Annotated in this window: 14 protein-coding genes and 5 pseudogenes; 16 read left to right on the top strand and 3 right to left on the bottom strand. The window is 69.7% G+C overall.

Annotated elements, in window-relative coordinates; all coding sequences use genetic code 11:
- The first annotated feature begins 2 nt into the window (after positions 1-2).
- The 10 genes and pseudogenes from ABZ261_RS01685 to ABZ261_RS01640 all read left to right on the top strand — a co-directional run.
- Positions 3-866 carry a phytanoyl-CoA dioxygenase family protein gene (locus ABZ261_RS01685; RefSeq protein ID WP_356854563.1) on the top strand — a complete coding sequence of 288 codons (864 nt, stop codon included), beginning with the start codon at positions 3-5 and terminating at the stop codon, positions 864-866.
- A complete protein-coding gene (locus ABZ261_RS01680; protein WP_356854562.1) occupies positions 859-1,857 on the top strand; it encodes an LLM class flavin-dependent oxidoreductase in 999 nt (332 codons plus the stop codon). The genes ABZ261_RS01685 and ABZ261_RS01680 overlap by 8 nt, the downstream gene beginning before the upstream one ends.
- Positions 1,854-3,311: a hypothetical protein gene (locus ABZ261_RS01675; RefSeq protein WP_356854561.1), complete on the top strand. Its 1,458-nt coding sequence runs from the start codon at positions 1,854-1,856 to the stop codon at positions 3,309-3,311. Before ABZ261_RS01680 ends, ABZ261_RS01675 begins: the two co-directional genes overlap by 4 nt.
- Complete coding sequence (locus ABZ261_RS01670) at positions 3,308-4,378, top strand: glucose-1-phosphate thymidylyltransferase (protein WP_356854560.1); 1,071 nt, start codon at positions 3,308-3,310, stop codon at positions 4,376-4,378. Before ABZ261_RS01675 ends, ABZ261_RS01670 begins: the two co-directional genes overlap by 4 nt.
- Entirely contained in the window at positions 4,375-5,352 is a 978-nt protein-coding gene (gene rfbB / locus ABZ261_RS01665) for a dTDP-glucose 4,6-dehydratase (RefSeq protein ID WP_356854559.1), read from the top strand. Before ABZ261_RS01670 ends, rfbB begins: the two co-directional genes overlap by 4 nt.
- Entirely contained in the window at positions 5,349-6,251 is a 903-nt protein-coding gene (gene rfbD / locus ABZ261_RS01660; protein WP_356854558.1) for a dTDP-4-dehydrorhamnose reductase, read from the top strand. Before rfbB ends, rfbD begins: the two co-directional genes overlap by 4 nt.
- Entirely contained in the window at positions 6,211-6,837 is a 627-nt protein-coding gene (rfbC, locus tag ABZ261_RS01655) for a dTDP-4-dehydrorhamnose 3,5-epimerase (protein WP_356854557.1), read from the top strand. The genes rfbD and rfbC overlap by 41 nt, the downstream gene beginning before the upstream one ends.
- Positions 6,834-8,027, top strand: a complete 1,194-nt coding sequence (locus ABZ261_RS01650; RefSeq protein WP_356854556.1) for a hypothetical protein — start codon at positions 6,834-6,836, stop codon at positions 8,025-8,027. The genes rfbC and ABZ261_RS01650 overlap by 4 nt, the downstream gene beginning before the upstream one ends.
- Positions 8,028-8,046: 19 nt before the next feature.
- A complete protein-coding gene (locus ABZ261_RS01645; protein WP_356854555.1) occupies positions 8,047-9,273 on the top strand; it encodes a cytochrome P450 in 1,227 nt (408 codons plus the stop codon).
- A gap of 113 nt (positions 9,274-9,386) precedes the next feature.
- Positions 9,387-9,512, top strand: a pseudogene (locus ABZ261_RS01640) (beta-ketoacyl synthase N-terminal-like domain-containing protein); the annotation flags it as partial.
- A gap of 62 nt (positions 9,513-9,574) precedes the next feature.
- Here ABZ261_RS01640 and ABZ261_RS01635 read toward each other — a convergent pair.
- Complete coding sequence (locus ABZ261_RS01635; RefSeq protein WP_356854589.1) at positions 9,575-10,108, bottom strand: MarR family winged helix-turn-helix transcriptional regulator; 534 nt, start codon at positions 10,106-10,108, stop codon at positions 9,575-9,577.
- On the opposite strand from ABZ261_RS01635, the pseudogene ABZ261_RS01630 reads away from it, so the two are divergent.
- The 5 genes and pseudogenes from ABZ261_RS01630 to ABZ261_RS01610 all read left to right on the top strand — a co-directional run.
- Positions 10,107-11,100: pseudogene (locus ABZ261_RS01630) on the top strand (aldo/keto reductase); the annotation flags it as partial. The gene ABZ261_RS01635 and the pseudogene ABZ261_RS01630 overlap by 2 nt on opposite strands.
- A gap of 340 nt (positions 11,101-11,440) precedes the next feature.
- Positions 11,441-11,842: pseudogene (locus tag ABZ261_RS01625) on the top strand (Gfo/Idh/MocA family oxidoreductase); the annotation flags it as partial.
- A gap of 831 nt (positions 11,843-12,673) precedes the next feature.
- A pseudogene (locus tag ABZ261_RS01620) lies at positions 12,674-12,877 on the top strand (hypothetical protein); the annotation flags it as partial.
- A 20-nt stretch (positions 12,878-12,897) separates the two neighbouring features.
- Positions 12,898-14,317 (top strand): annotated as a pseudogene (locus ABZ261_RS01615) (hypothetical protein); the annotation flags it as partial.
- Positions 14,318-15,389: 1,072 nt separating this feature from the next.
- Complete coding sequence (locus ABZ261_RS01610) at positions 15,390-17,540, top strand: MMPL family transporter (RefSeq protein ID WP_356854554.1); 2,151 nt, start codon at positions 15,390-15,392, stop codon at positions 17,538-17,540.
- 712 nt (positions 17,541-18,252) lie between these two features.
- Here ABZ261_RS01610 and ABZ261_RS01605 read toward each other — a convergent pair.
- Positions 18,253-19,701, bottom strand: coding sequence for a HAMP domain-containing sensor histidine kinase (locus ABZ261_RS01605; RefSeq protein WP_356854553.1), 1,449 nt, complete (start codon positions 19,699-19,701; stop codon positions 18,253-18,255).
- Positions 19,698-20,390 carry a response regulator transcription factor gene (locus ABZ261_RS01600; protein WP_356854552.1) on the bottom strand — a complete coding sequence of 231 codons (693 nt, stop codon included), beginning with the start codon at positions 20,388-20,390 and terminating at the stop codon, positions 19,698-19,700. The genes ABZ261_RS01605 and ABZ261_RS01600 overlap by 4 nt, the downstream gene beginning before the upstream one ends.
- 567 nt (positions 20,391-20,957) lie before the next feature.
- Between ABZ261_RS01600 and ABZ261_RS01595 the strand changes: the two genes are divergently transcribed.
- Entirely contained in the window at positions 20,958-22,643 is a 1,686-nt protein-coding gene (locus tag ABZ261_RS01595) for a ribonuclease J (protein WP_356854551.1), read from the top strand.
- Positions 22,644-22,707 lie beyond the last annotated feature (64 nt).

The following is a 22,707-nucleotide window of genomic DNA, read 5'->3' as shown; positions in this document are numbered from 1 at the left end:
CGATGCCGACGCTGGCACAGCGACAGATCGAGGGGTTCGAGAAGAACGGCTTCTCCTTTCCCGTGGAAGCCCTCACGGAGAGTGAGGCCGCCGGGCTGCGGGACACCGTGCTCCAGCACTTGGCCGATTGCCGGCGCCTGGGCGGCGCGCGGGCCGCACTCGCCTTCGGGCCGAAGGTCCATCTGCTGGCGCGGTGGGCGCACCGCCTGGTGCGGCACCCGGCGCTGCTGGAGATCGCCGAGAGCATGCTCGGCCCCGACATCCTGGTGTGGGGGACCCAGATCTTCCTCAAGGAACCCGGCGGCGCGACCGACCTCGCCTGGCACCAGGACGCGCTCACCTACGACCTGGACTCCGACGGCCGGCTGGCGGCCTTCCGGGTCTGGCTCGCCCTGACACCCACGTCGGTGGAGAACGGCACCCTGCGCTTCGCCGCGGGAACGCACCGCGACGGCATACGCACGCACCGCAGGGCGCCCGGGCTCAAGGGCATGATGCGCGGCGACGAAGCCGCCTTCGACGAGTCGGAGTTCGAACGGCACGACGTCGTGCTGAGGCCGGGACAGTGCTCGCTGCACCACATGCTGGTGGTGCACGGATCCGGCCGGAACAGGACCGACGAGACCCGGGTGGCCTTCGCCATCGACTACCTGGCGCCCTCGGTGCGCCCCAGCCGCGGCCAGGACTCGGCGCTGCTGGTGCAGGGGGAGGATACACACGGGCACTTCGTCCTCGAACAGGCCCCGCAGGACGACCTGGGCGACGAGACCCTTGCCCTGTGCGGCGACGCCGTCCGGATGCGCGTGCTCCGTCTCCAGGCGGCGGAGGAGGAGCGCAAGAAGTCGGGGGCCCTGACCCATGGCTGACCCGGCCGACCGGCCGCGCGGGGGGCGGGTGGGCGTCTACTACCCGCTCCAGCCGCGCGACCCCCGGCAGCTCGCGCCCTTCGCCCGGCTCGCCGCCCAGCACGCGGATCGGCTCTGGGTGGGCCAGTCCCTCACCTTGGACACCCACCAGACGCTCGCCTACCTGCTCGGGCAGGGCATCAGCCCGGCCCTCGGCGTGGGCCTGTCCCTCATGCCGCTGGCCCACCCCTACCAGGCGGCGGTCGCGGCCCGGTCGCTGGCGGCGCTGTCGGGCAGACCGCTCACCGCGGTCTTCGGCACCGGCACGCCGGCGTTCCAGCGGGCGATGAACGGCGTGCCCTACGACAGCCCGTTGAAGGCCGCGCGGGAGTACCTCACCACAGTCTCCCGGCTGCTCAAGGGCGCGCCCGGGGAGGAGCGGGAAGCGGGCGCCGCCGCCACCCGGCTCGACCCCTCGCTGGCCAGCGTCCCCGCGGTGGAGACGGGTCTTGGCGTGCTCCGGCCCGGGATGGCCCGGCTGGCCGCGGAGCACGCGGACGTGGCGCTCACCTGGATGACCCCGCTGTCGTACGTACGGGACACCCTGCTGCAGGTGCTCGACGGAGGGGAACCGGGCCCCCGTGTGGTCAGTGTCGTCCACGTCGTCCTACGGCGCCCCGGCCGGGACGTGGCGCGTGCCGTCCGGCTGGCCACCGGCAACCATCTGAGCAGCCCTCATTACCAGCGGGCACTGGCTGCGGCGGGGCTGCCGCTGACCGGAAACGATCAGGACATCGCCCAAAAGCTCGTCGATCACGGTGTGGTACTTGTGGGTACTGCTGACGAAATAGCTTCAAATGTCGGCAGGTACTGGGCCGTTGGCATCGACGAGGTGGTGCTCAACCCCTGTGTGCTCGTGGCAGAGGGCCCCGCGGAAGCTCTGCGGGACCTGCTGGAGATCACTGCGGCATGCCGGGTGGCGGCGGAGCCTCGGATGGAGGAAACACCATGAGCGACACGAAGCTGATCACCGGGGGAGGGGCGAGCATCGGCGCGGCCGCACGGGCGCCGTGGAAGGCACTGGGCAGGGGCGAGGGTGGGACGGCGATTCCCAGCCAAGATGACAGCGCCGTCGGCGTGGGCGTGATCCTCTTCCTGTCCGCCGTGGAACTCGTCCTGGTCGACCTGATGCTGTCCGCCCTGTGGGCCCGCGTGGTGGCGCTGGTCGCCGGGCTCGCCGCCGCCTACCTGATGACGGGCTTCGCCGTCGCGCTGAGGGCCTACCCGCACCGGGTGGGGGGCGGGGTGCTCACGGTTTCCTACGGGGCCTCCTTCCACGCGCACGTGCCGCTGAGCCTGATCGAGGAGGTGGCCGTGCGGCGCACCGTCTCCGACCAGCAGCGGACGGCCGCGATCAATCAGGGCGTGTTATCGGTCCCGGTCATGTCCACCACCAACCTGGTGCTAAAACTGCACGAGCCCGCCCGGCTCGAAGCGGGCAAGACCGTCGGAGAGGTGCGGGAGATCCGCATCCACGTGACCGACCCCGCCGCCGCCATGACCTCGGTCCGCAATGCACTGGAGGGCAACGAGCAAGCAAAGGAGCAGGAGCCCGCCCGGCCGCCGGCCAAGGCCCCCGGCCAGGTGCCGACGTGGCTGCGCCGCCTGCGGTGGGCCGGACTCCTCGTGCTGCTGATCGAGATCGTGCTGGTGACGACCGGGCTGCTGGACTGGCGCATCGCCGCCGGCATCCTCGTGGTCACCGAAGGCACCCTGTCCGTGCTGGGCCTGGTCTTCGGCGTAGCGTTCATCAGCCAGTACCGCAAGCTCCGGCGGACCGGACTCGGGCGGCGGGCCGCCTTCGGCGAGGCGTTCTACTCCCTGATGCCGCCGCCGATCGCGGAGATGGTGCGCCACGAGGTCTCCGTATGGGGAATTCTCGCCCGGGCCGTCACCTTCCGCACCCAGGCCGGGCCCGGCGACACTCCCCTGGGCTGGGTTGGCTTCGCCTGGCAGTCCGGTGCCCTGGCGGTCCTGCTCGCGGCGGGCGGGGTATCGCTGCTCACCCTGGCAGGGGTGAGCGCGCTCACCATCGCCGGGACCGCCGCCCTGCTGTACGCGGCCGCCGCGGCGGCTGCCTTCGCCGTGGCGGGCAGGGTGCGACCGCACACCCTGGGCCGGGACGATGTCGTCCTGCGGTGGGGCCTGCACCACAGCACGCGGGTCCCCCTCACGGCCGTCAGCCGGGTCTGGGCGGCGGAGCAGTCCGACCACCGGCCGGCCGATGACGGATTCCGCGTACCGGGCCGGGCGTCGGGCGCCCTCGAACTCCATCTCGGTGAACCGGTCGAGGTGCCCGCCCGCATGGGCGTCCTGCGGCCGGTCACCACCATCGTGGTACCCCTCGCGGACCCCGCGGCCGCCCACGCCCTCATCGAGGCTCATCAGGTTGAGGAGGCACAGTGAAGGCCCTTGTCCTCGCAGGCGGATCCGGCACCCGCATGCGCCCCATCACGCACACGTCCGCCAAACAACTCGTCCCCGTCGCCGGCAAACCGGTGCTGTTCTACGGGCTGGAAGCCATCGCCGCGGCCGGCATCACCGATGTCGGTGTGATCGTCGGGGACACGGCCGCCGCCATCAGCGCCGCCATCGGCGACGGATCCGTCTTCGGTCTGCACTTCACGTACATCCAGCAGGACCGTCCGCTGGGGCTGGCCCACGCGGTTGCCGTGGCCAGGGACTTCCTCGCCGACGACGACTTCGTGATGTACCTGGGCGACAATTTCCTGCTCGGCGGCATCACCGAGGTCGTCGACGACTTCCGTACGTGCGGAAACCGCGATGCGCAGATCCTGCTGAGCCGGGTGGCCGATCCGACCGCCTTCGGCGTGGCCGAACTGGACGGGACCGGCCGCGTCATCGGGCTGGAGGAGAAACCGCGGCATCCGAAGAGCGAGCTGGCGCTGGCAGGAATCTACCTTTTCACACCGCTCATCCACGAGGCCGTGGAATCGATCCGGCCGTCCGCGCGCGGAGAACTGGAGATCACCGACGCCATCCAGTGGCTCATCGACCACGGCGGGAGGGTCCACTCGTCCGTCATCTCCGGCTACTGGAAGGACACCGGGAACGTGCCGGACATGCTGGAGGCCAACCGCTCCGTCCTGGAGACCGTCGACGCCGTCCAGGAGGGATACGTGGACGAGGCCAGCACGGTCATCGGCCGCGTCCGGATCGAGGCCGGGGCCAAGGTCATCGCCAGCCGGGTCGTCGGCCCCGCCGTCATCGGACCGGGAACCGAGGTCATCGGCTCCTGCATCGGCCCGTACACCTCCGTCTCCGAGGACTGCCGCATCGAGGACAGCGAGATCAGTTGCTCCATCGTGCTCCGGGGCTGCCTGGTGACGGGCGTGCGGCGGATCGAGGAGTCACTGATCGGCCGGGACGTGGAGGTCGGGATGTCCCGGCGCACGCCCGCGGCGCACCGGCTCGTCCTGGGCGACAACAGCAGAGTGCAGATACCGTCATGACGCCGCCCAGGATCCTGGTGACCGGGGGCGCCGGCTTCATCGGCTCCCACTACACGCGCGCGTTGCTGCGGGACCCGGCTGCGCGCGTCACCGTGCTGGACGCGCTGACCTACGCGGGCAACCGGGACAACCTCCAGCCGGCGGGCGCCCACCAGGGGTTCCGGTTCGTCCACGGAGACATACGCGATGTCGCCGCCGTGGACCGGCTGGTGGCCGGGAGCGACCAGATCGTCCACTTCGCGGCCGAGTCGCACGTGGACCGGTCGATCGCCGACGGCAGGGACTTCACCGAGACCAACGTCGTCGGCACCCAGACACTGCTCGACGCGGCGCGGCGCCACGGGGTGGAACGCTTCGTGCACATCTCCACCGACGAGGTGTACGGCTCCCTCCCGTCGGGCACCGCGAGCGAGACCGCCCCGCTGCGGCCCTCGTCCCCGTACGCCGCGTCCAAGGCCGCGTCCGACCTGATGGCGCTCGCGTACCACCGCACCTACGGGCTGGATGTACGCATCACCCGCTGCAGCAACAACTACGGCACCCACCAGTACCCCGAGAAGCTCATTCCCCGTTTCGTCACACGCCTGCTGAGCGGCCGCACGGTACCGCTCTTCGGGGACGGCAGCCACGTGCGGGACTGGCTGCACGTCGATGACCACGTCCGCGGCATCGAACTGGTGCGTACCCAAGGTGCTCCCGGCGAGATCTACAACATCGGGGGCGGTACCGCCCTGACCAACAAGGAGCTCACCGGGCGGCTTCTGGAGTCCTGCGGCTACGGCTGGGAGATGGTCGACCGGGTGCCGGACCGCAGGGGGCACGACCAGCGGTACGCCGTCGACTACGGCAAGATCCGGGCCGAGCTGGGCTACCGGACGGCCAGGGACCTCACCACCGCACTGGAGGAGACGGTGCGCTGGTACCGCGAGCACCCACACTGGTGGAAGCCGCTCACGGAAGCAGCCGCCCGGTGAGCCGGCTGGTGACCGGGGCGGGCGGGATGCTGGGCCGGCACATCGTCCGCCACTGCGGGAACGAGTACGTGGTCGCACTCGACCGCCGGGACCTGGACATCAGCGACGCGGACGCGGTGGACGGGGCGATCGCGCACCACCGGCCCCGGGTGGTCATCAACTGCGCGGCCTGGATGGCCACCGACGCCGCGGAGGAAGACCCCGGCCCGGCGTGGCGCGTCAATGCGACGGGCACGCGCAACCTCGCTCGGGCGTGCCGCCGGAACGGGGCGATCCTTCTGCATCTGTCCAGCGACTACGTCTTCTCCGGTCTCTCCCGCACCCCGTACCCCGAGGACGCTCCGACGGATCCGATCAACACGTACGGGCGCACCAAGGCCGCCGCGGAGAGGGCGGTGCTGGACACGCTTCCCGACACCGGGTACGTGGTGCGCTCGGCCTGGCTGTACGGCGTCGGCGGCCGCAACTTCGTGGACACGATGATCGGCTTGGAGCGCACGCGCGAGAGCGTGCGGGTCGTCAACGACCAGACGGGCCAGCCCACCTGGGCCGACGACCTGGCCGGACTCCTCACCCGCCTCGCCGGGGCCGCCGAGGCCGGCACCGCCCCGCCGGGCGTCTACCACGGCACCAGCGGCGGGGAGGTCTCGTGGCACGGTCTCGCCCAGGAGGTCTTCCGGCTACTGGGCGCGGACCCCTCGCGGGTGCTGCCCGTCACCAGCGGCGAATTCGGGCTCCCGGCCGCACGCCCCGGCTACAGCGCGCTGGGCCACGGCCGCTGGGACCAGGCAGGGATCGCTCCGCTGCGGCACTGGCGGAGCGCATTGCACGCCGCTTTCCCCCTCCTTCAGGAGGCCCATGCGCAGAAAGGAAGAACGCGTGAATCTATCAGGAATTGAGGGCCACTGGATCGAGAGGTCTTCCGTCCACCCGGACCACCGGGGCAGCCTCCACGAATGGTTCCGCGCCTCGCGTGTGTGGGAGTTGACCGGGCATGCCCCTTCCGTCGCCCAGGCGAATTGCACGGTGTCCAGGCGCGGCAGTGTCCGGGGCATCCATTTCGCCGCCCCGGGTCAGGCCAAGAGCGTCGCGTGTGTGCACGGGGCGGTGCTCGACGTGGCCGTCGACATCCGGACCGGCTCTCCCACGTACGGGCAGTGGCACGCGGTGCGGCTGGACAGCGAGAGCCCGGCGACCGTACATCTGTCCGAGGACCTCGGCCACGCGTTCATGGCGCTCAGCGACAACGCCGTCGTCGTCTACCTGTCCTCCACCGAGTACGACCCGGGGCGGGCGCGCGCCATCAATCCGCTCGATCCGTGGCTGGGCATCGACTGGCCCCTGGCACCTGTCCTGTCCGATCAGGACCGCTTCGCCCCCACCCTCGCCGAGGCATGGGCGCAGGGGTTGCTGCCGACCGGGACACCGGGGGCCGGGACGCTCACGACCGGGTCGCTCACCACCGGGATGCGGAGGCCGGCATGACCGACATGACAGACGCCCTCATCGAAGCGGCGGATCGCGGCCGGGCCGACGTGGCCGCGACGGTGGAAGCGGCCGGCCTGCGCACCGCGGCCGCGACCCTGATCAACGAGGTGCTGTTCCGCGCGCACCTCGACGAGCTCGCCGCGGCCGCGGGCGCCGGGGAAGGTTCCCTCGTCATCACGCTGACGCACGGTGGCCAGGAGACGTCCGTACTCGTCTCCGTGGGCCCCAGGGGCGTGGAGATCGGTAGGGCCGCCCGTCCTGCCGGCCTTCCCCCGACGGTGATCGTCCAGGACATGTGCGAGACGGCGCTCGCCCTGTACGGGCCGCGTGAGCGCGTGTCCTCGGCCAGCCGGGAGATCCGCTGGCCGAGTCCGCGCACGATGGTTCCCCGACTGGTGAACGGCCCGGCCGTCCCCCGCCTTTTCCATGCGGTGGTGCAGCGCGTCGTGCAGGTGCTCGACCGCGACGAGCCGGCCGGTCTGACGGAACTCGCGGTCCGGCACGGTACGGACAAATGGAGTTTCCTGCACCAGTACACGCAGCACTACCAGCGCCACTTCGGCCCCCTGCGTGACCGTCGCCTGAAAATATGCGAGATCGGCGTCGGCGGATACGGCGACACCGAAGCGGGCGGTGGCTCGCTGAGCATGTGGAAGGAATTCTTTCCGCGTGGGCTCGTGTACGGCGTGGACATCGCCGACAAGCGAGCGCTCGACCGGCCCCGCATCACCACGATCCAGGCGGACCAGTCGGACCCCGAAGCGCTCCGCTCGATGGCCGAGAAATACGGCCCCTTCGACATCGTCATCGACGACGGCAGCCATATGAGCCCGCATGTCATCACCTCCTTCAAAACGCTCTTCCCTTGTCTCGCCGACGACGGCATCTATGTCGTCGAAGATCTTCACGGATCGTACTGGCCGCAGCTCTTCGAGGGGTCGGAAGACGATTTGAACGCTCCCCAGTTCACCGTGGGATTCCTCAAGGAAATGGTGGACGGGCTCAATCACGAAGAATTCCTCAAGAGCGAGACGCGGGTTCCCAAGCCGACCGATCGATCGATCAAGGGAATTCACTTCTACCACAATCTCGCTTTTATCGACAAAGGCCGGAACGAGGAGGGAGGCCCGATCGCTTCTGTGCTGCGCGAGGCTCCGGAACTTCTCGGAGTCGAAGAACTCCGGTGAATCGGAAGGAATGAGGCACGTGACGGCAGCACAGGTTTCCGCGCTGTTCTCCCGGGAATGGGAGAGCGATCCCAGGTCCACCTACCGGCAACTGCACGCCGACGGCCCCATCCACCGGATCACGCTGCCGAGCGGATCGCAGGCATGGCTCGTGACGCGGTACGGGAACGCCGTGGCGGCACTGGCGAACCCTGCGCTGATCAAGGACCCGCTCCGGTTCGGCAAGCGCTCCCGCGGCATCCTCTCCCGACTGCCCGACCGGCTTCGTACGGTGTTGTTCCGCAACATCCTGGAGATGGACCCGCCCGAGCACACCCGGGTACGAAGGCTGGTGGCGCGTCCCTTCAGCGCCGCCCGCATCGGCCGCAGGCTGGCGGACGTGGAGAGGCGTGCGGTCGCGATGGTGGACGCGCTGCCCTCGCGCGAGCCCGTGGACATCGTGAGCGCGTTCTGCTCCCCGTACCCCTTGCGCATCGTCTGCGACCTGCTCGGTGTGCCGGACAGCGAGGAGAGCCGACTGCGGGTGCAGCGCTGGGCCCGGGTGCTCAACGCCGGCCACGCCGCCGACGTCGACGCGTACGTCCAGTGCGCCCAGGAGGCCATGGAACACCTGGAGGACTTGGTCGCCCTCAAACGACGCGAGCCCGGCGACGACCTGGCCAGCGCCATGGTCGCGGCCCAGGGCGAGGAGGACGGCCTGAGCCTGGAGGAGATCATCGGCACGCTCTTCATGCTGATCCTCGCGGGGCACGAGTCGACCGCCCACCTGCTGAGCATGTCGCTGCTCGAACTGGCCCGGAACCCGGAGCTGCGCCGAGACCTGGCCGGCCACCCCGAGCTGCTCCCCAACGCCGCGGAGGAGTTGCTGCGGTACACCTCCCCGGTCAAGCTCGCGCCCTGGCGGTACGCCGCCCACCACCTGGAGCTCGCCGGTACGGACATCCGCGAGGGCGAGGGCGTGATGGTGGGGGTGGCGGCGGCGAACATGGACCCGGACACCTTCCCCGACCCGGGGCGCCTGGACGTGCGCAGGGCGGAAGCGGCCCGGCACCTCTCCTTCGGGCGGGGGATCCACTTCTGCCTGGGCGCGCAGCTGGCGAAGATGGAGACGGTCGCGGCGCTGCGCGCCGTACTGGCCCGCTTCCCGGACTTCTCGCCCGCCGTGCCGGCGGACTCCATCGAATGGCAGCGCGGCGCGATGATCAGAGGGCCGCTGGCCCTTCCCCTGGTCTTCGAGGGCCGGTGACGACGGGCTTCGGTACCTGACCCGCTGTCGGCCCGCTTCCCCGGCTCCGCCGTGCCGGCTGCCTGCGGAGACCGGCTTCGCCCTGCCCCCGTCCGGGTGAGGAACACGAGCGCATGTCCGGGAACGGAGAACCCGTGGCGGTCATCGGCAGGGGACGCCGGTTCGCCGGCGAGGCGGACTCGCCCGGGGAATTCCGGAGATTGCTCCTCGAGGGCCGCGACGGCATCTCGGAGGTACCAGGGACGCGGCCGTGTCCGTCGGCAGCGGCCCCGTGCGGCTTGTCGGCTCCGTGCTCCGCCGGTTACAGTCGGCGAAGCACGGAGTCGAGTGTTTCGATCTCCTGCGCGGAGAGCTTGTCGGTGAAATGGCGGCGCACCGCGGCGTCCAGGCCGGAATGCACGGCGGTGACGGCCTGCTGTCCGGTGTCGGTGAGGGTGACGGTGACACCGCCGGCGCGTCCGCGGGCGACGAGCCGGCGCTTGCCCATGCGGGTGAGCTGGTGGGAGACGCGGGTACGGTCCCAGCCGAGCGACGCGGCGAGCTCGCTCTGGCGCAAGGAGCCCCCCGCTTTGTTCAGGGTGGCGAGGATCGTCAGGTCCGGCTCGGACAGGCCCGCCGCCTCGGCGGCGTCCGCGATCACACGGGCTCGGACGATCTCGTGGGCGCGCTTGAAGGCGGACCAGAGGGCGACGGGATCCAGTGCGGCCTCGGTCGGTGCCTCGTCCCGCTCGGAAGTCCCGGCATCCTGTGTTGATATGTCAACACTAGAAGGCGTCTGCCGCTTCGTCGGCCCCTGACGGTCGCGCTCACCACTCCACCCCGCAGAAGGATGCATGCGCACCCGAACCCTTGGAAGCGGCGGCTTACAAATCGCCCCTGTCGCGTTGGGCTGCGCCGGTATGTCCGACCACACCGCGCCCGCTGACGAGGCCGATGCCATCGCCACGATCCACGCGGCCCTCGTGGCCGGCGTCACCCTTCTCGACACCGCCGACTTTTACGGCATGGGGCACAACGAGGACCTCATCCGCCGCGCCCTCCGCGACAGGGACCGCGAGAGGGCGCTCCTGAGTGTCAAGTTCGGCGGCCTGCGCGATCCCGACAGGAACTTCGTCGGCATCGAGGGCCGTCCCGCACGTGAAGAACGCGCTCGCCTACTCGCTGCGTCGCCTCGACACCGACCACATCGACATCTACCGCCCTTCCCGGCTCGCCCCCGACGCCCCGATCGAGGACACGATCGGCGCGATCTCCGAACTGGTCCAGGCCGGATTCGTACGCCACATCGGACTCTCCGAGGTAGGGCCGCAGACCATCCGCCGTGCCGACGCCGTGCATCCGATCTGCGACGTACAGATCGAATACTCCCTGTTCAGCCGTGACCCCGAGACCAACGCCATCCTGGACACCTGCCGCGAGCTGGGGATCGGCGTCACCGCTTGCGGGGTCCTCGCGCACGGTCTGCTCACCGGCACCCACCGGCAACCCGCCGGAGGTGACCCGCGCACCTACTGGGTGCCCCGCTTCCACCCCGACAACCTCGCCACGAACCTCACCCTGGTCGACCGGCTGCGACCGCTCGCCGACGCACGCGGCATCAGCGTCGCGCAGCTCGCCACCGCCTGGGTCGTCGCCTGGGGCCGCGAGCGCGGCACCATCGTGGCCGTCCTGGGTGCCCGCCGACCGCACCGCATCGAGGAGGCTCTGGCGGCGGCCGACGTCACGCTGACCGAGGCCGACCTCGACGGGATGGACGAGGCCGTCCCGGCCGGGGCGGTGGCCGGGACCCGTTACGCCGCACCCCTCATGGCTCTGCTGGACAGCGAGCGCGGTCCGAAGCCCTCTGCGCGCACGGGGAATCGACCGCCGACGGCCGGGCCGGCTTCAGGCATCGGGCCTTCCGGCGGCACGGTCTCCGTCAGCGTGTCCGGTGAGCCGGACCGGAAGTTCCGCGGCACCCACGACAGCACCGTATCCCGCACGTCCGTCCACGGCATCACCCGCAGACCCCCGTACCCACCGGGCGTGAATCTCCCGCACCGGCACCTGCTCGACACGCGGCCCCACCTCTGATGAGCCGGGCACGTGAAGGGGCGCTTCCATATCTGCTCCATGGGCCATTGCGAGGGACGTCCGTGCCGTTCACACGAAGAACAGGTGACGAATCATGAACACATCCGAGTCGCTGCTTGCCGAGCTGGCCCAAGCCGGGAAGCCGATCGGAGTAGGGATCATAGGACTCGGGGCGCACGGTGGCTGGGCCGAGCGCTCCCACTTGCCCGCCCTGCGCGCCGTCCCGGGCTATGAGCTGAGGGCCCTGAGCGCGAGTTCGGAACAATCGGCGGAGCGCTCCGGACGGAAGCACGGTGTGTCCCGTGCCTTCGGGACGGCTGCCGAACTGGTGGCCTGTGACGAGGTGGACCTGGTGGTGGCGGTGAAGGTGCCGTACCACCGGGAACTGGTGCGGACGGCGCTGGCCGTCGGCAAGAGCGTGCTGTGCGAGTGGCCGCTGGGCAAGGGGCTCGCGGAAGCCGAGGACATGGCGCGGTTGGCGCGCGGCCGCGCCGTGTCGACCGTCGTCGGACTCCAGGCGCGGTCGCATCCGGCGCTCACCTACGCACGGCATCTCGTGGCCGACGGCTGTGTGGGGGAGGTGCTGTCCACGACGGTGGTCGGCTCCGGCGGCGCTTGGGGGGCCACCGTCGGCCCCGGCGATCACTATGTGCTCGACGCCGCGAACGGGGCGACACTGCTGACGATTCCCTTCAGCCACGCTCTCGACGGACTCGCGTCGATCCTGGGAGAGCCAGAGGAACTGCAGATCCACCTGGTGTCGAGGCGCACGTCGGCCGTGGACACCGAGAGCGGACAGCTCGTGCCGATGACCGCCGCGGACCAGGTGGTGGCCTCAGGACGGCTGCCGGGCGGAGCGGTGGTTGCCTTCCACTACCGCGGAGGCGTGTCCCGGGGAACCAACTTCCGCTGGGAGATCAACGGCACAGAGGGCGACCTCGTCCTCACCGCCCCGATCGGCCACCCGCAGCTCAGCCCGCTCACCCTGGAGGGCGGCCGCGGAACGTCCACCGCACTCGCTCCCATGACGGTGCCGGAATCGTATGTCCGCGTCCCGCGACTGGAACCCCGAGCCGACGCGCCGGCCTACGCAGTCGCCCACGCCTACCGCGCACGGCGTCGTCCGGCACCGCAGCATCGCATCCGTCATCGCGGCAGCGTGACCGGATGCGCGGGTCTCGGTCGGATGGGCCGAGCCGGTGATAAACAGTTCCCGCAGGCCGGTGCGTCCGGGACCCGCACGCGCCGGCGGCCGGACAGGTGGTCCGCTGACGCTCGTCCGACGCTCCGGCTCCCGGATGGCCGACGAGAAGAGCTAGTGGCGACGGCGCTGACCAACGGGAACTTCGTGAGCGGTTCGGCCGTGCTGAAGGTGCACGACTTCAGGAAGACGCACCTGAGGACGCTGCTGGATGCCTGTGCGCAGATTTCGCATCACCTCGATTACAGCAAGGCCCAGCACGCCAAGGATGATGCGAAGATTGAGGGAGATCTGACGCGTATTCCCGTACTTTCAGAATACATGAAATAGGACTCCAGGGAACGCTTGGCATGTTGAAGTACAAGGACGTAGTCGACGCCCCGGTGGCGAAGTTAAGGACGCTGTCGACGACTGGTCGGAGATGGCGAAGAAGCTGGAAAAGCTCACCGAAGAAGCCGCCGACGGGATGAAGACGAAAGCGGACAGGGCGGCCTGGGAGGGATGCAACGCAGGGGTCACCAAGGCGTTCATTGGTAAGGCGGCCAAGGAATTCAAGGATGCCGCAGCCGAGGCCAAGGGGGTGAAGGAGATTTTGGAGGAGGGTTATTCTGCCATCAAAAAGGCAAAGGACGAACTGGTCAACCTCCAGGATCACGAGGGGCCTGCGGCCGGTATCCGTGTGGACGGCAAGGGCAAGGTTACGGCGCGGAACCCGTTGTCCGAGAGCGGCACGGCGCGGCACGACCCCGACTACAGCAAGCTTCTGCAGGACGAGAAGCGGAACATCGAGTCGTGGCAGAAAAGGATCGACACCATCGTCGACCACTGCAACGACACCGACCTCGCCCTCAAGAATGCCCTCGAGACCAACGTCACTGACCGCAAGAATTTCAGCGCTCCGACGTACACGAACCTGGACCAGGAGGAGGCCGCCCGCGCCGCCGCTCTGGCAGCCAAGGGCCAGGACCTCACACACAAGGAACTCCGCTCAACGAACTGCTGAAGGACAACAGTTCGTCGCGGGAGTTCGCCACGGGATTCTATAAAAAGCTCGGCCCCGAGAAGTCGCTCGCCTTCTTCGGTCAGGTGGCCATGGACACGCAGGAGTACGGCAAGGTCGACCAGGAGCGCCTCAAGGACGTCCAAGAGCTTCAGAAGAACCTCGGCCTCAACCTCGCCACGGCCTCCCACGACAAGCAGTTCACCGACAAATGGGGCCCGGAACTCCGCAAGTTGGGTACCGAGCACATCGAGTTGTCCAAGTACAGTTCCGGCGGGCCGTTCGGATACCAACTGCTCGGCGGGATCATGCGGTACGGGAACTATGACGCGAAGTTCCTCAACCCGATCGCGGAAAACGTGGCGCAACTGCACCAGAAGAACCCGGGTCTGTTCGCCGAGACCAAGATGGTGAACAGCTGGATCAAGAACCCCTACAACCCGTCCGGAGTGAACGGCCCAGGCTACGATCCGGTCACCGCCATGTTGGAGGCGCTGGGCAATAGCCCGGAAGCGGCGAAGAAGTTCTTCACCGACCCCCCGACCGCGTACAACGAGGACGGTACGGTCAACCGCGGCGCCACCGCCGATCTCGGCAAGGACAAGGACGGCGCCGCGATCGACAACTACCTCGACTTCTTTACCAACGAGAAGTGGGAGTTCTTCCCCGACGTCAACTCGCTGGACCCGAAGGAAGGTGAGGCATCACTCGGCTACCTGCCCGATGCCCTCGGCCACGCCCTGGAGGCAGCGACCCTCGGCTACCCGGCCGCAGTTTCCGGTGTTGGCTTCGGTGAGAATGCCGAGTTTGACCAGGTGCTTCAGCGTGGCCCGGGTGCATTCGACGTTCTTCGGCAAGCAGTTCGTGGTCGAGGGCCTGGCAGACGTCCTTGGCCCGCAGGGGGCCGATCGTCTCGTTGAAGACAGCGAGGATGCGCGGGTAGTCCGAGTGCTCGGGTAGTTCCGGCGGGGATGTGGGGAGCCGGTCGGCGAGGGCGGTGACGGCCTTGCGCATGATCACGATGTCCTTGAGGTGTCTAGGCCTCACTCGGCCAGACCGGCGTCGCCCTTGCAACATCACCCGGTGTGGGAAGGAGAGGCCAGCGCATGCAGTGGCCATGACGCTCGTTTGACGCTCTGAGGATCTGCCAGCCTCTCGAAGGGCCGAGAGACACCTTCTGACCTGGCATTTTTCCGAGTCTCTCTCGTGTGATCTGTTTCCGATGACCCACCACGTGGAGTGCGTGGCGATCCTGGAGCCCGCGGAGAAGAGCCGCTGACCTGCGGTTCAGCAGGGTCTCGACCTGTTTCGCGGTGTCCAGGAGGTCGAACCCTCCGGGCCCGCCTCACCTGCGGGATGTGCGCTGGAGTGACGGACGGGAGCGGCTGCGCGACGGCCGGTCGTCCGCACTCTTGACGCTCATATGACGCTCGACCACGTCGGCGGGGCCGACCGGAACGTGGTGTCGCGACACCCGTAGCGGCCTTGGGCCCGGCCGGTTTCCTGGGCGCTGCGGGACTGGCCCGGGCCGCGACGGTCAGCGGGTCGTCGTCCACGCGTGCAGGAAGTCCGCGAGCGCGCGCTGCGGGGCGGTCAGTTCGCCGAGCCCGGCCGGGACGGGCGGTTCGGCGGGGTGGGCTTCCACTCGGTGTCCGAGGTGTCCGACGGACAGCGGCGCGGACGATTCACCGCGACACACCCACCCCACAAGACGTCGATGACCGACATCACCGTCCACGACGGGCGCCGGCTACGTCACAGGCTCTAACGCTCGTCTCAGGTCCGCTCACTAGGAAGGAGGCCATCGGACAAGCGATGTAAGCCGTATGTAGGAGGCTAGTGATGGCAGTCGACGAAGCGCCGTCCGGCGATGCGCCGACCGGCCGGTTGGCAGGCCGGTGGGTGCCGTGGATAGTGATTGGCCTGTGGTTGGTGCTGGCGGCGGGCATGGTGCCGCTGAGCGGAAAGTTGAGTTCGGTCACCACCGACAGCGCCGCGGACACCCTGCCGGCCGGTGCCGAGTCCACCAAGGTCGCGATACTGGAGGACAGTCTCCCCGACGGTGACGACAACACGTTCGTCTTCGTGTACCACCGCGCCGGCGGCTTGACCGACGCCGACCGCGCGACGGTCGAGCGCCACTACGACACCCTTGCCAAGCGGTACCTGCCGAAGGAGACGGCGGCGGTGGGCGAGGACGGCGAGGGCGCACCGACGAGCCTCTCCGCCGACGGCAAGGCGATGATGTTCACCCTCGAGGTGAGCACGACCTACGGCGCACCGGAGGACATCGTCGGCCCGTTGCGTGACGCCGTGAAGGACCGCCCCTCCGGTCTGGAACTCGACGTGACCGGCCCCGGCGCGATCGACGGCGACATGGACGCCGTCTTCGACGGCATCGACGTGCAGGTCCTCCTCACCACCATCGTCGTCGTCACGCTCCTGCTCATCCTCACCTACCGCAGTCCGGTGCTGTGGATCATCCCGCTGGTGGCCGTCGGCGCGGCCGCGCTGACCTCGATGGGGACCGTCTACCTGCTCGTCAAGGGCTTCGGCATCGTGGTCAACGACCAGAACTCGGCGCTGCTGACGATCCTGGTGTTCGGCGTCGGCACGGACTACGCGCTGTTGCTCATCGCTCGATATCGGGAGGCACTGCACCACCACGAGAACGTCCGGGTCGCGATGGTCCACGCGCTGCGCTCCGCGGCGCCGGCCGTCGTCGCGTCCGCGGCCACCGTGATCGCCGGCCTGCTCTGCCTGCTCGTCGCGGACCTGAACAGCACCAGCGGGTTGGGCCCGATCGGTGCGGCCGGCATCCTGTGCGCGCTGGTGGCCATGCTGACGCTGTTCCCGGCGGTGCTCGTGGTGCTCGGCAGGCGGATCTTCTGGCCGGCCGTCCCGCGCTTCAGCACGGCTGTGGAGGAGAAGCCGGGGCTGTGGGGGCGGCTCGGCACCGCCATCAGCCGCCGCCGGTGGGTGGCGACGCTCGGCTCGCTGGGAATCCTCGGCGTGCTCGCCCTCGGGCTGGCGGGCAACACCGGCGCTCTGCGGGAGCAGGACCAGTTCCTGTCCGCGCCGGAGTCGGTCACCGGCTTCACCGTTCTCCGCCAGCACTTCCCGGAGCTCGGCGGCCAGCCGATGACGATCTTCACGCGGCCGGCGCACCAGGAGCGGGTGCTCGACCTCGTCAAGGACACTCGCGGTGTGGCCCTGGCCGTCCCGGAGCAGACCAGCGGTGGCTGGGCCACCATCTCCGTGTTCCCCGAGGACGCGCCGGACACCGCTGCAGAGTACGAAACGATCAAGCGGGTGCGCACCGCCGTGCACGCGGTGAGCGGGGCGGAGGCGGTCGTCGGCGGGCCGAGCGCGGAGAACCTCGACACCGAGGTGACCACCAGGCGTGACGAGAAGCTGGTGATCCCGCTGGTACTCGCGGTCGTCCTGATCGTCCTCGGGCTGCTGCTGCGCGCGATCCTGGCCCCGCTGGTCCTGATGGCCACTGTGATCGTCTCATTCGCCGCGGCCTTCGGCGGCAGCGTGTTCGTCTTCGACACGATCCTCGGATTCAAGGGCGTCGACTATTCGGTGCCGCTGCTGGCATTCCTGTTCCTGGTGGCGCTCGGCGTCGACTACAACATCTTCCTGGCCAGCCGGGCCCGGGAGGAGACCGTACGCCTCGGCACCAGAGAGGGCATGCTCAAAGCCCTCTCCGCCACCGGTGGCGTCATCACCTCGGCAGGCCTGGTGCTGGCGGCAACGTTCGCGGTCCTCGTGACACTTCCGCTGGTGATGCTGATCGAAGTCGGGTTCCTGGTCGCCTTCGGCGTGCTGCTCGACGCTCTGCTGGTGCGGTCGGTCCTGGTGCCCGCCCTCACCCTGCTGATCGGCCGGCGGATGTGGTGGCCGAGCCGGCTGTCCCGTCCAGCGGCGGAGCTGCCGAACGATCGACAGTCGCTCGCCGACGAAGAGGAGTCCGCGCTGCAACGGTGAGCGCGGCGGCACGGACGAGATCCGGGACGGGCACCGAGGCCCGTCCCGGACTTTTTTCATGGGCCCGACGCTCGCCGCCCATCGGTCCTGCGCCACGGGCCGGGGCTGGTGTCGGCGTACGCCTGAACGTGCCCGTCCCGTACAGGTGAACGTGCTCAGTTGATGAAGCGCTGACCACGGGTTCCCGTCAGTCCGCGAGGGACGGTCGACAGCGTCGGACAGCCGGGCACTCCTCATGCCACCTCGATGACAACCCTGCCCGAGGTGACCGTTCTTCACGGTGGCGAGGGCGGCCGAAGCGTCGGAGAGCGGATGGACCGCGGTGATGACGGGTAACGAGAAGCCCGTCGAGGGCCAGCCGGGCTGACCGTTCCAGGTTCTCGCGGTCGAGGCGACGCTCGACGAAACGCCCACCGAGATCGGGCACAGACGTATCACCCACTGCAATGACGTGGCGGGAATCCCTGGCCAGCGGGGTGACCGTCAGCGAGGTGCCTCCGACCAGGTCGACGATCCCGTCGAAGCCGTCCGGAGCCGGCTCGCGTGCCGCGGTGGCGACGTCCTCGGCCGTGTGATCGATGCACTGCACTCCGAGGGCCTCGGCGTGCTCGCGTTCGGCGGTACTTCGCTGCCGATCAAACGCAGCTCGCGCCCGGCAGCCGGCCCGGCGACCTCGAAGGAACAGTGACGCTGCGCCGCGCCGCCGGGCGGGTCAGCGCGCCGCGGTGTCCTCCCCGGCGGTGAGCCGCGCGATCGGGCCGGGCGGGGCCGCGGCCGGAAGGTCGACCCGAAGCAGCGCGCCACCGCGTGCGGAGCGGGCGACGGTGGCCCGGCCGCCGTGGGCGTCGACGACCCGCTGCACGATCGACAGCCCCAGGCCGGATCCCGGCAACGCCCGGGCGCTGTCGGCACGGTAGAACCGGTCGAACACCCGCGGTACGTCGGCGGCGTCGATGCCCGGCCCGGCGTCGTCGACCTCGATCACCGCCGACGCGCCCTCGGCACGCAGCCGGACCTGGACCGGCTGGTCCGCGGGGGACCACTTGCCGGCGTTGTCGATCAGGTTGAGCACCGCCCGCTGGAGCGCAGCGGGACGCCCGCTCACCCACACGGAGGCCACTTCGAGCGCGACCTCGATGTCGGGCACGCGGGAACGCGCCCGGGTCGCGGCGGCCACCACCACGTCGGCGAGGTCGAGCAGCTCGGTGTTCTCGTCGCTGACGTCACCGCGCGCCAGGTCGGTCAGCTCGGCGGAAAGGGTGCTCAACTCGGCCACCTGTGCGCCGAGATCATTGAGCAGCCGGGTCCGGCTCTCCGCCGGCAGTGCGCTGTCCAGGGTGCCGCGCCGATCGAGCCGGATCAGCAGCTCGACGTTGAGGCGCAGGCTGGTGAGCGGGGTCCTGAGCTCGTGGGCGGCGTCCTCGGCGAGCAGCTGCTGGGCCCGCCGGGAGTCCCGGAGCGCGGCTAGCATGTCGTTGATCGACTGGATCAGCCGCCGGATCTCCCCACCGCCCTCGTCCGGGATGTCGGCGTCGAGATCCCGGGTGCGCGCGACACGTACCGCGGCGGCGGTCAGCCGGTCGATCGGTGCCAGCCCGGTCCGCGCCACGGTCCGCCCGACCAGGGCACCGCCGGCCACGCAGAACAGCCCGATCAGCAGCATGCCGAACCCGAACCGGTTGACCGGGCTGTCGTCGGCGACGCGGGCCACCTGAACCGCGCCGTCGCCCGCCCGCAGCGTGTAGACGAGGTAGCCCTCTTCGCTGTTGTCCGACTCCATCAGGTCGGCCGACGCGCCCTGCGCCACGCGCCCGGCCCGCTCGCTGACGGGGGGCAGCGCGGGTTGGCCGGCCGGCGTCCGGGTCGAGCCATCGGGCAGGATGACCCGCACCAGCCGACCGGATCCGGGATACGGCGGTAGCTGGACCTGCGCCAGACCGGTGCGCTGCGCGTTCGCCGCCAGGACGCGGGAGTCGGCGCGCAGCTGATTCTCGGCGGTGTCCCGCAGCTCCCAGTCCAGTAGCTCGCTGGCCACCTGGAAGGCCACGAAGACGCTGACCGCGATGGCCGTCGCCGCGATCACCGTCAGCCTGGTCCGCAGTGACCTCCGGCGCCACCATCGGGTCAGCCGGCGCGCTTCCCGGCCGGCGGGCCTGCTCACGGAGGAGTCTCCCGCAACGTGTATCCCAGGCCGCGCAGCGTGTAGATCAGTCGCGGCTCACCCTCGGCCTCCATCTTGCGGCGCAGGTAGCTCACGTACACCTGGAGGTTGTTGGCGGTGGCGCTCATGTCGAAGCCCCAGATCGCCTCGAACAGTGCGTCGCGGGTCAGGACCCGGGTCGCGTTGCGCATGAGGACCTGCAGGAGGGAGAACTCGGTCCGGGTCAGGCGCAGCGGCCGCTCGCCCCGCCACGCCTCGAACCTGTCGGGATCAAGGCGGACGTCGGCGAACGACAGGACCTGCGACTCCCCGTCGGCCGGCGTACGCCGGCGCAGCAGGGCCCGCACCCGGGCCAGCAACTCCTCGGTGGCGAAAGGCTTGGGCAGGTAGTCGTCGGCGCCCGCGTCCAGCCCCGTGACCCGGTCGGAGACCTGGTCACGGGCGGTCAGCATCAGCACCGGCAGGTCCCGACCCGCGGCCCGCAACCGCCGGCAGGTCTCCAACCCGCCGAGGCGGGGCATCATCACGTCGAGGATCAGCAGATCCAGCGTGTCACCGTCGGCCCCGCCCACCCCGTCGAGCACGGCGAAACCGTTGGCGACGGTGCTGGTGTCGTAACCCTCGACCTGGAGCACCCGCTCCAGCGACTCACGGATGGCCGCCTCGTCATCCGCGATCATGATCCGCACGCCGGCCCGCCCCCCTTCCAGTCGATGCCTTTGCCGCTCATCGTCGCCGATCAACCTGAGACCAGGATTAGAACCTCGCACCTATCTGCCGGTGGCGACTGCGCCGACGAACCCGTCGCCGGTCCCGCGATCGGCATACCGCCCGATGTGGTGATCCGGCCGGACAGCCTCTCCTGGACGCGGGCGTGCAACCTCGGATAGGCGATCAGTTTCGCCGTCTTCGGAAGCCGGGCCGCCATATCCGCTTTCCCTTGCGCCACCGATGCCCGGTAGCCGAGCTTCCCACTTCTTGTCGCGGCGTCGCGTTCTTTCCGCCGGTCATGTCGGACCGGCCGGCTGCGCTGCCGCCGCTCCATGCCAGGGTGACTACGGCCGCTCCGCCGGTGCGGGGGAGTCGGGCAGGCAACGCACCGGTGCCCGCGCAGGAGCCAGGTGGCAGGGGGACCCGGCCGCTGGCGTCGGCCGATCGTGTCCGGGGCGGCAGATGTGGGTGCCCCGCTCGGCCCGGAAGACGCGATCGCGCAGGCGATGGATCATCACGCCCCGCTCTCCGGGTACCGTCAAGGTATGAGTCATCCGCACCCCGAATTGAAAGCCGCCCCGCCCCTGCCCGAAGGAGGGCTCCGGGTCATCGCCCTGGGCGGCCTGGGTGAGATCGGCCGCAACATGACCGTCTTCGAGTACGCCGGCAAACTGCTCGTCGTCGACTGCGGTGTCCTCTTCCCCGAGGAGACCCAGCCCGGCGTGGACGTCATCCTGCCGGACTTCACCTCGATCCGGGACCGCCTGGACGACATCGTGGCCGTCGTCCTCACCCACGGCCACGAGGACCACATCGGGGGCGTGCCGTACCTGCTGCGCGAGCGGTCCGACATCCCCCTCGTCGGCTCCAAGCTGACGCTGGCGTTCCTCGAGGCCAAACTCAAGGAACACGGCATCCGGCCGCGCACGGTGCGGGTACGGGAGGGCGACCGGCGCCGGTTCGGGCCCTTCGACTGCGAGTTCGTGGCGGTCAACCACTCCATCCCCGACAGCCTCGCGGTCGCGATCCGCACCGGCGCCGGGATGGTGCTGCACACCGGTGACTTCAAGATGGACCAGTTCCCTCTCGACGACCGCATCACCGACCTGCGCGCCTTCGCCCGCCTCGGCGAGGAAGGCGTGGACCTCTTCCTCACCGACTCCACCAACGCCGAGGTACCCGGCTTCACCACGTCCGAGCGCGAGCTGAATCCGGCGATCGAGCAGGTGATGCGCACCGCGCCGCGCCGGGTCATCGTCTCCAGTTTCGCCAGCCACGTGCATCGCATCCAGCAGGTCCTGGACGCCGCGCACCAGCACGGCCGCAAGGTCGCCTTCGTCGGCCGGTCGATGGTGCGCAACATGGGAATCGCCCGTGACCTGGGCTATCTGAAGGTCCCGTCCGGCCTGGTCGTGAGCACCAAGGAGCTGGAGAAGCTCCCCGACCACAAGGTCACTCTGGTCTGCACCGGCTCCCAGGGCGAACCGATGGCCGCGCTGTCGCGGATGGCCAACCGCGACCACGTGATCCGCATCGGCAAGGGCGACACCGTCCTGCTCGCCAGCTCCCTCATCCCCGGCAACGAGAACGCCATCTACCGGGTGATCAACGGACTCACCCGCTGGGGTGCCCACGTGGTGCACAAGGGCAACGCCAAGGTGCACGTCTCCGGGCACGCCAGCGCCGGCGAACTCGTCTACTGCTACAACATCGTGAAGCCGCGCAACGTCATGCCCGTGCACGGCGAATGGCGCCACCTGCGGGCCAACGGCGACCTCGCCATCCGCACCGGTGTCGATCCCGACCGGGTCGTCATCGCCGAGGACGGCGTCGTCGTCGACCTCGTCGACGGGCGCGCGTCCATCACCGGCAAGGTCCCCGCCGGCAACGTCTACGTGGACGGCATGGAAGTCGGCGGCGCCACCGAAGCGTCCCTCAAGGACCGCCTCACCCTCGCCGCCGAAGGCGTGGTCACGGTGGTGGCGATCGTCGACGCGGACACCGGTGCGCTCGCCGAGGCCCCCGACTTCCTGGCCCGCGGTTTCGTCCACGACGACACCACCTTCGAGCCGGTCGTCCCCGTCATCGAGAAGACCTTGGCCGCCGCGGCCGAGGAAGGCGTCGGGGACGCGCGCCAACTCGAACAGCTCATCGCCCGCGCCGTGGCGAACTGGGCGTTCCGCACCCACCGCCGCAAGCCCCTCATCATCCCCGTCATCATCGACGCCTGAGCCGTACCGCTGCGCGCACGGGTCCACACCGGGCGTGGCCTGTGCGGGGCGCAGGGGCGCAGGG

It is taken from the genome of Streptomyces sp. NPDC006193 (genome assembly GCF_040613915.1).
Taxonomy (GTDB): domain Bacteria; phylum Actinomycetota; class Actinomycetes; order Streptomycetales; family Streptomycetaceae; genus Streptomyces.
Note: the sequence above shows the minus strand (reverse complement) of the source record. Positions and strands in the feature narration are given on the sequence as shown.

Coding starts and splice junctions, on each gene's coding strand:
- ABZ261_RS01685 (WP_356854563.1), top strand. CDS start 3: ATGCCGACGCTGGCACAGCGACAGATCGAGGGGTTCGAGAAGAACGGC.
- ABZ261_RS01680 (WP_356854562.1), top strand. CDS start 859: ATGGCTGACCCGGCCGACCGGCCGCGCGGGGGGCGGGTGGGCGTCTAC.
- ABZ261_RS01675 (WP_356854561.1), top strand. CDS start 1,854: ATGAGCGACACGAAGCTGATCACCGGGGGAGGGGCGAGCATCGGCGCG.
- rfbB (WP_356854559.1), top strand. CDS start 4,375: ATGACGCCGCCCAGGATCCTGGTGACCGGGGGCGCCGGCTTCATCGGC.
- rfbC (WP_356854557.1), top strand. CDS start 6,211: ATGCGCAGAAAGGAAGAACGCGTGAATCTATCAGGAATTGAGGGCCAC.
- ABZ261_RS01650 (WP_356854556.1), top strand. CDS start 6,834: ATGACCGACATGACAGACGCCCTCATCGAAGCGGCGGATCGCGGCCGG.
- ABZ261_RS01635 (WP_356854589.1), bottom strand. CDS start 10,108: ATGCATCCTTCTGCGGGGTGGAGTGGTGAGCGCGACCGTCAGGGGCCG.
- ABZ261_RS01610 (WP_356854554.1), top strand. CDS start 15,390: ATGGCAGTCGACGAAGCGCCGTCCGGCGATGCGCCGACCGGCCGGTTG.
- ABZ261_RS01595 (WP_356854551.1), top strand. CDS start 20,958: ATGAGTCATCCGCACCCCGAATTGAAAGCCGCCCCGCCCCTGCCCGAA.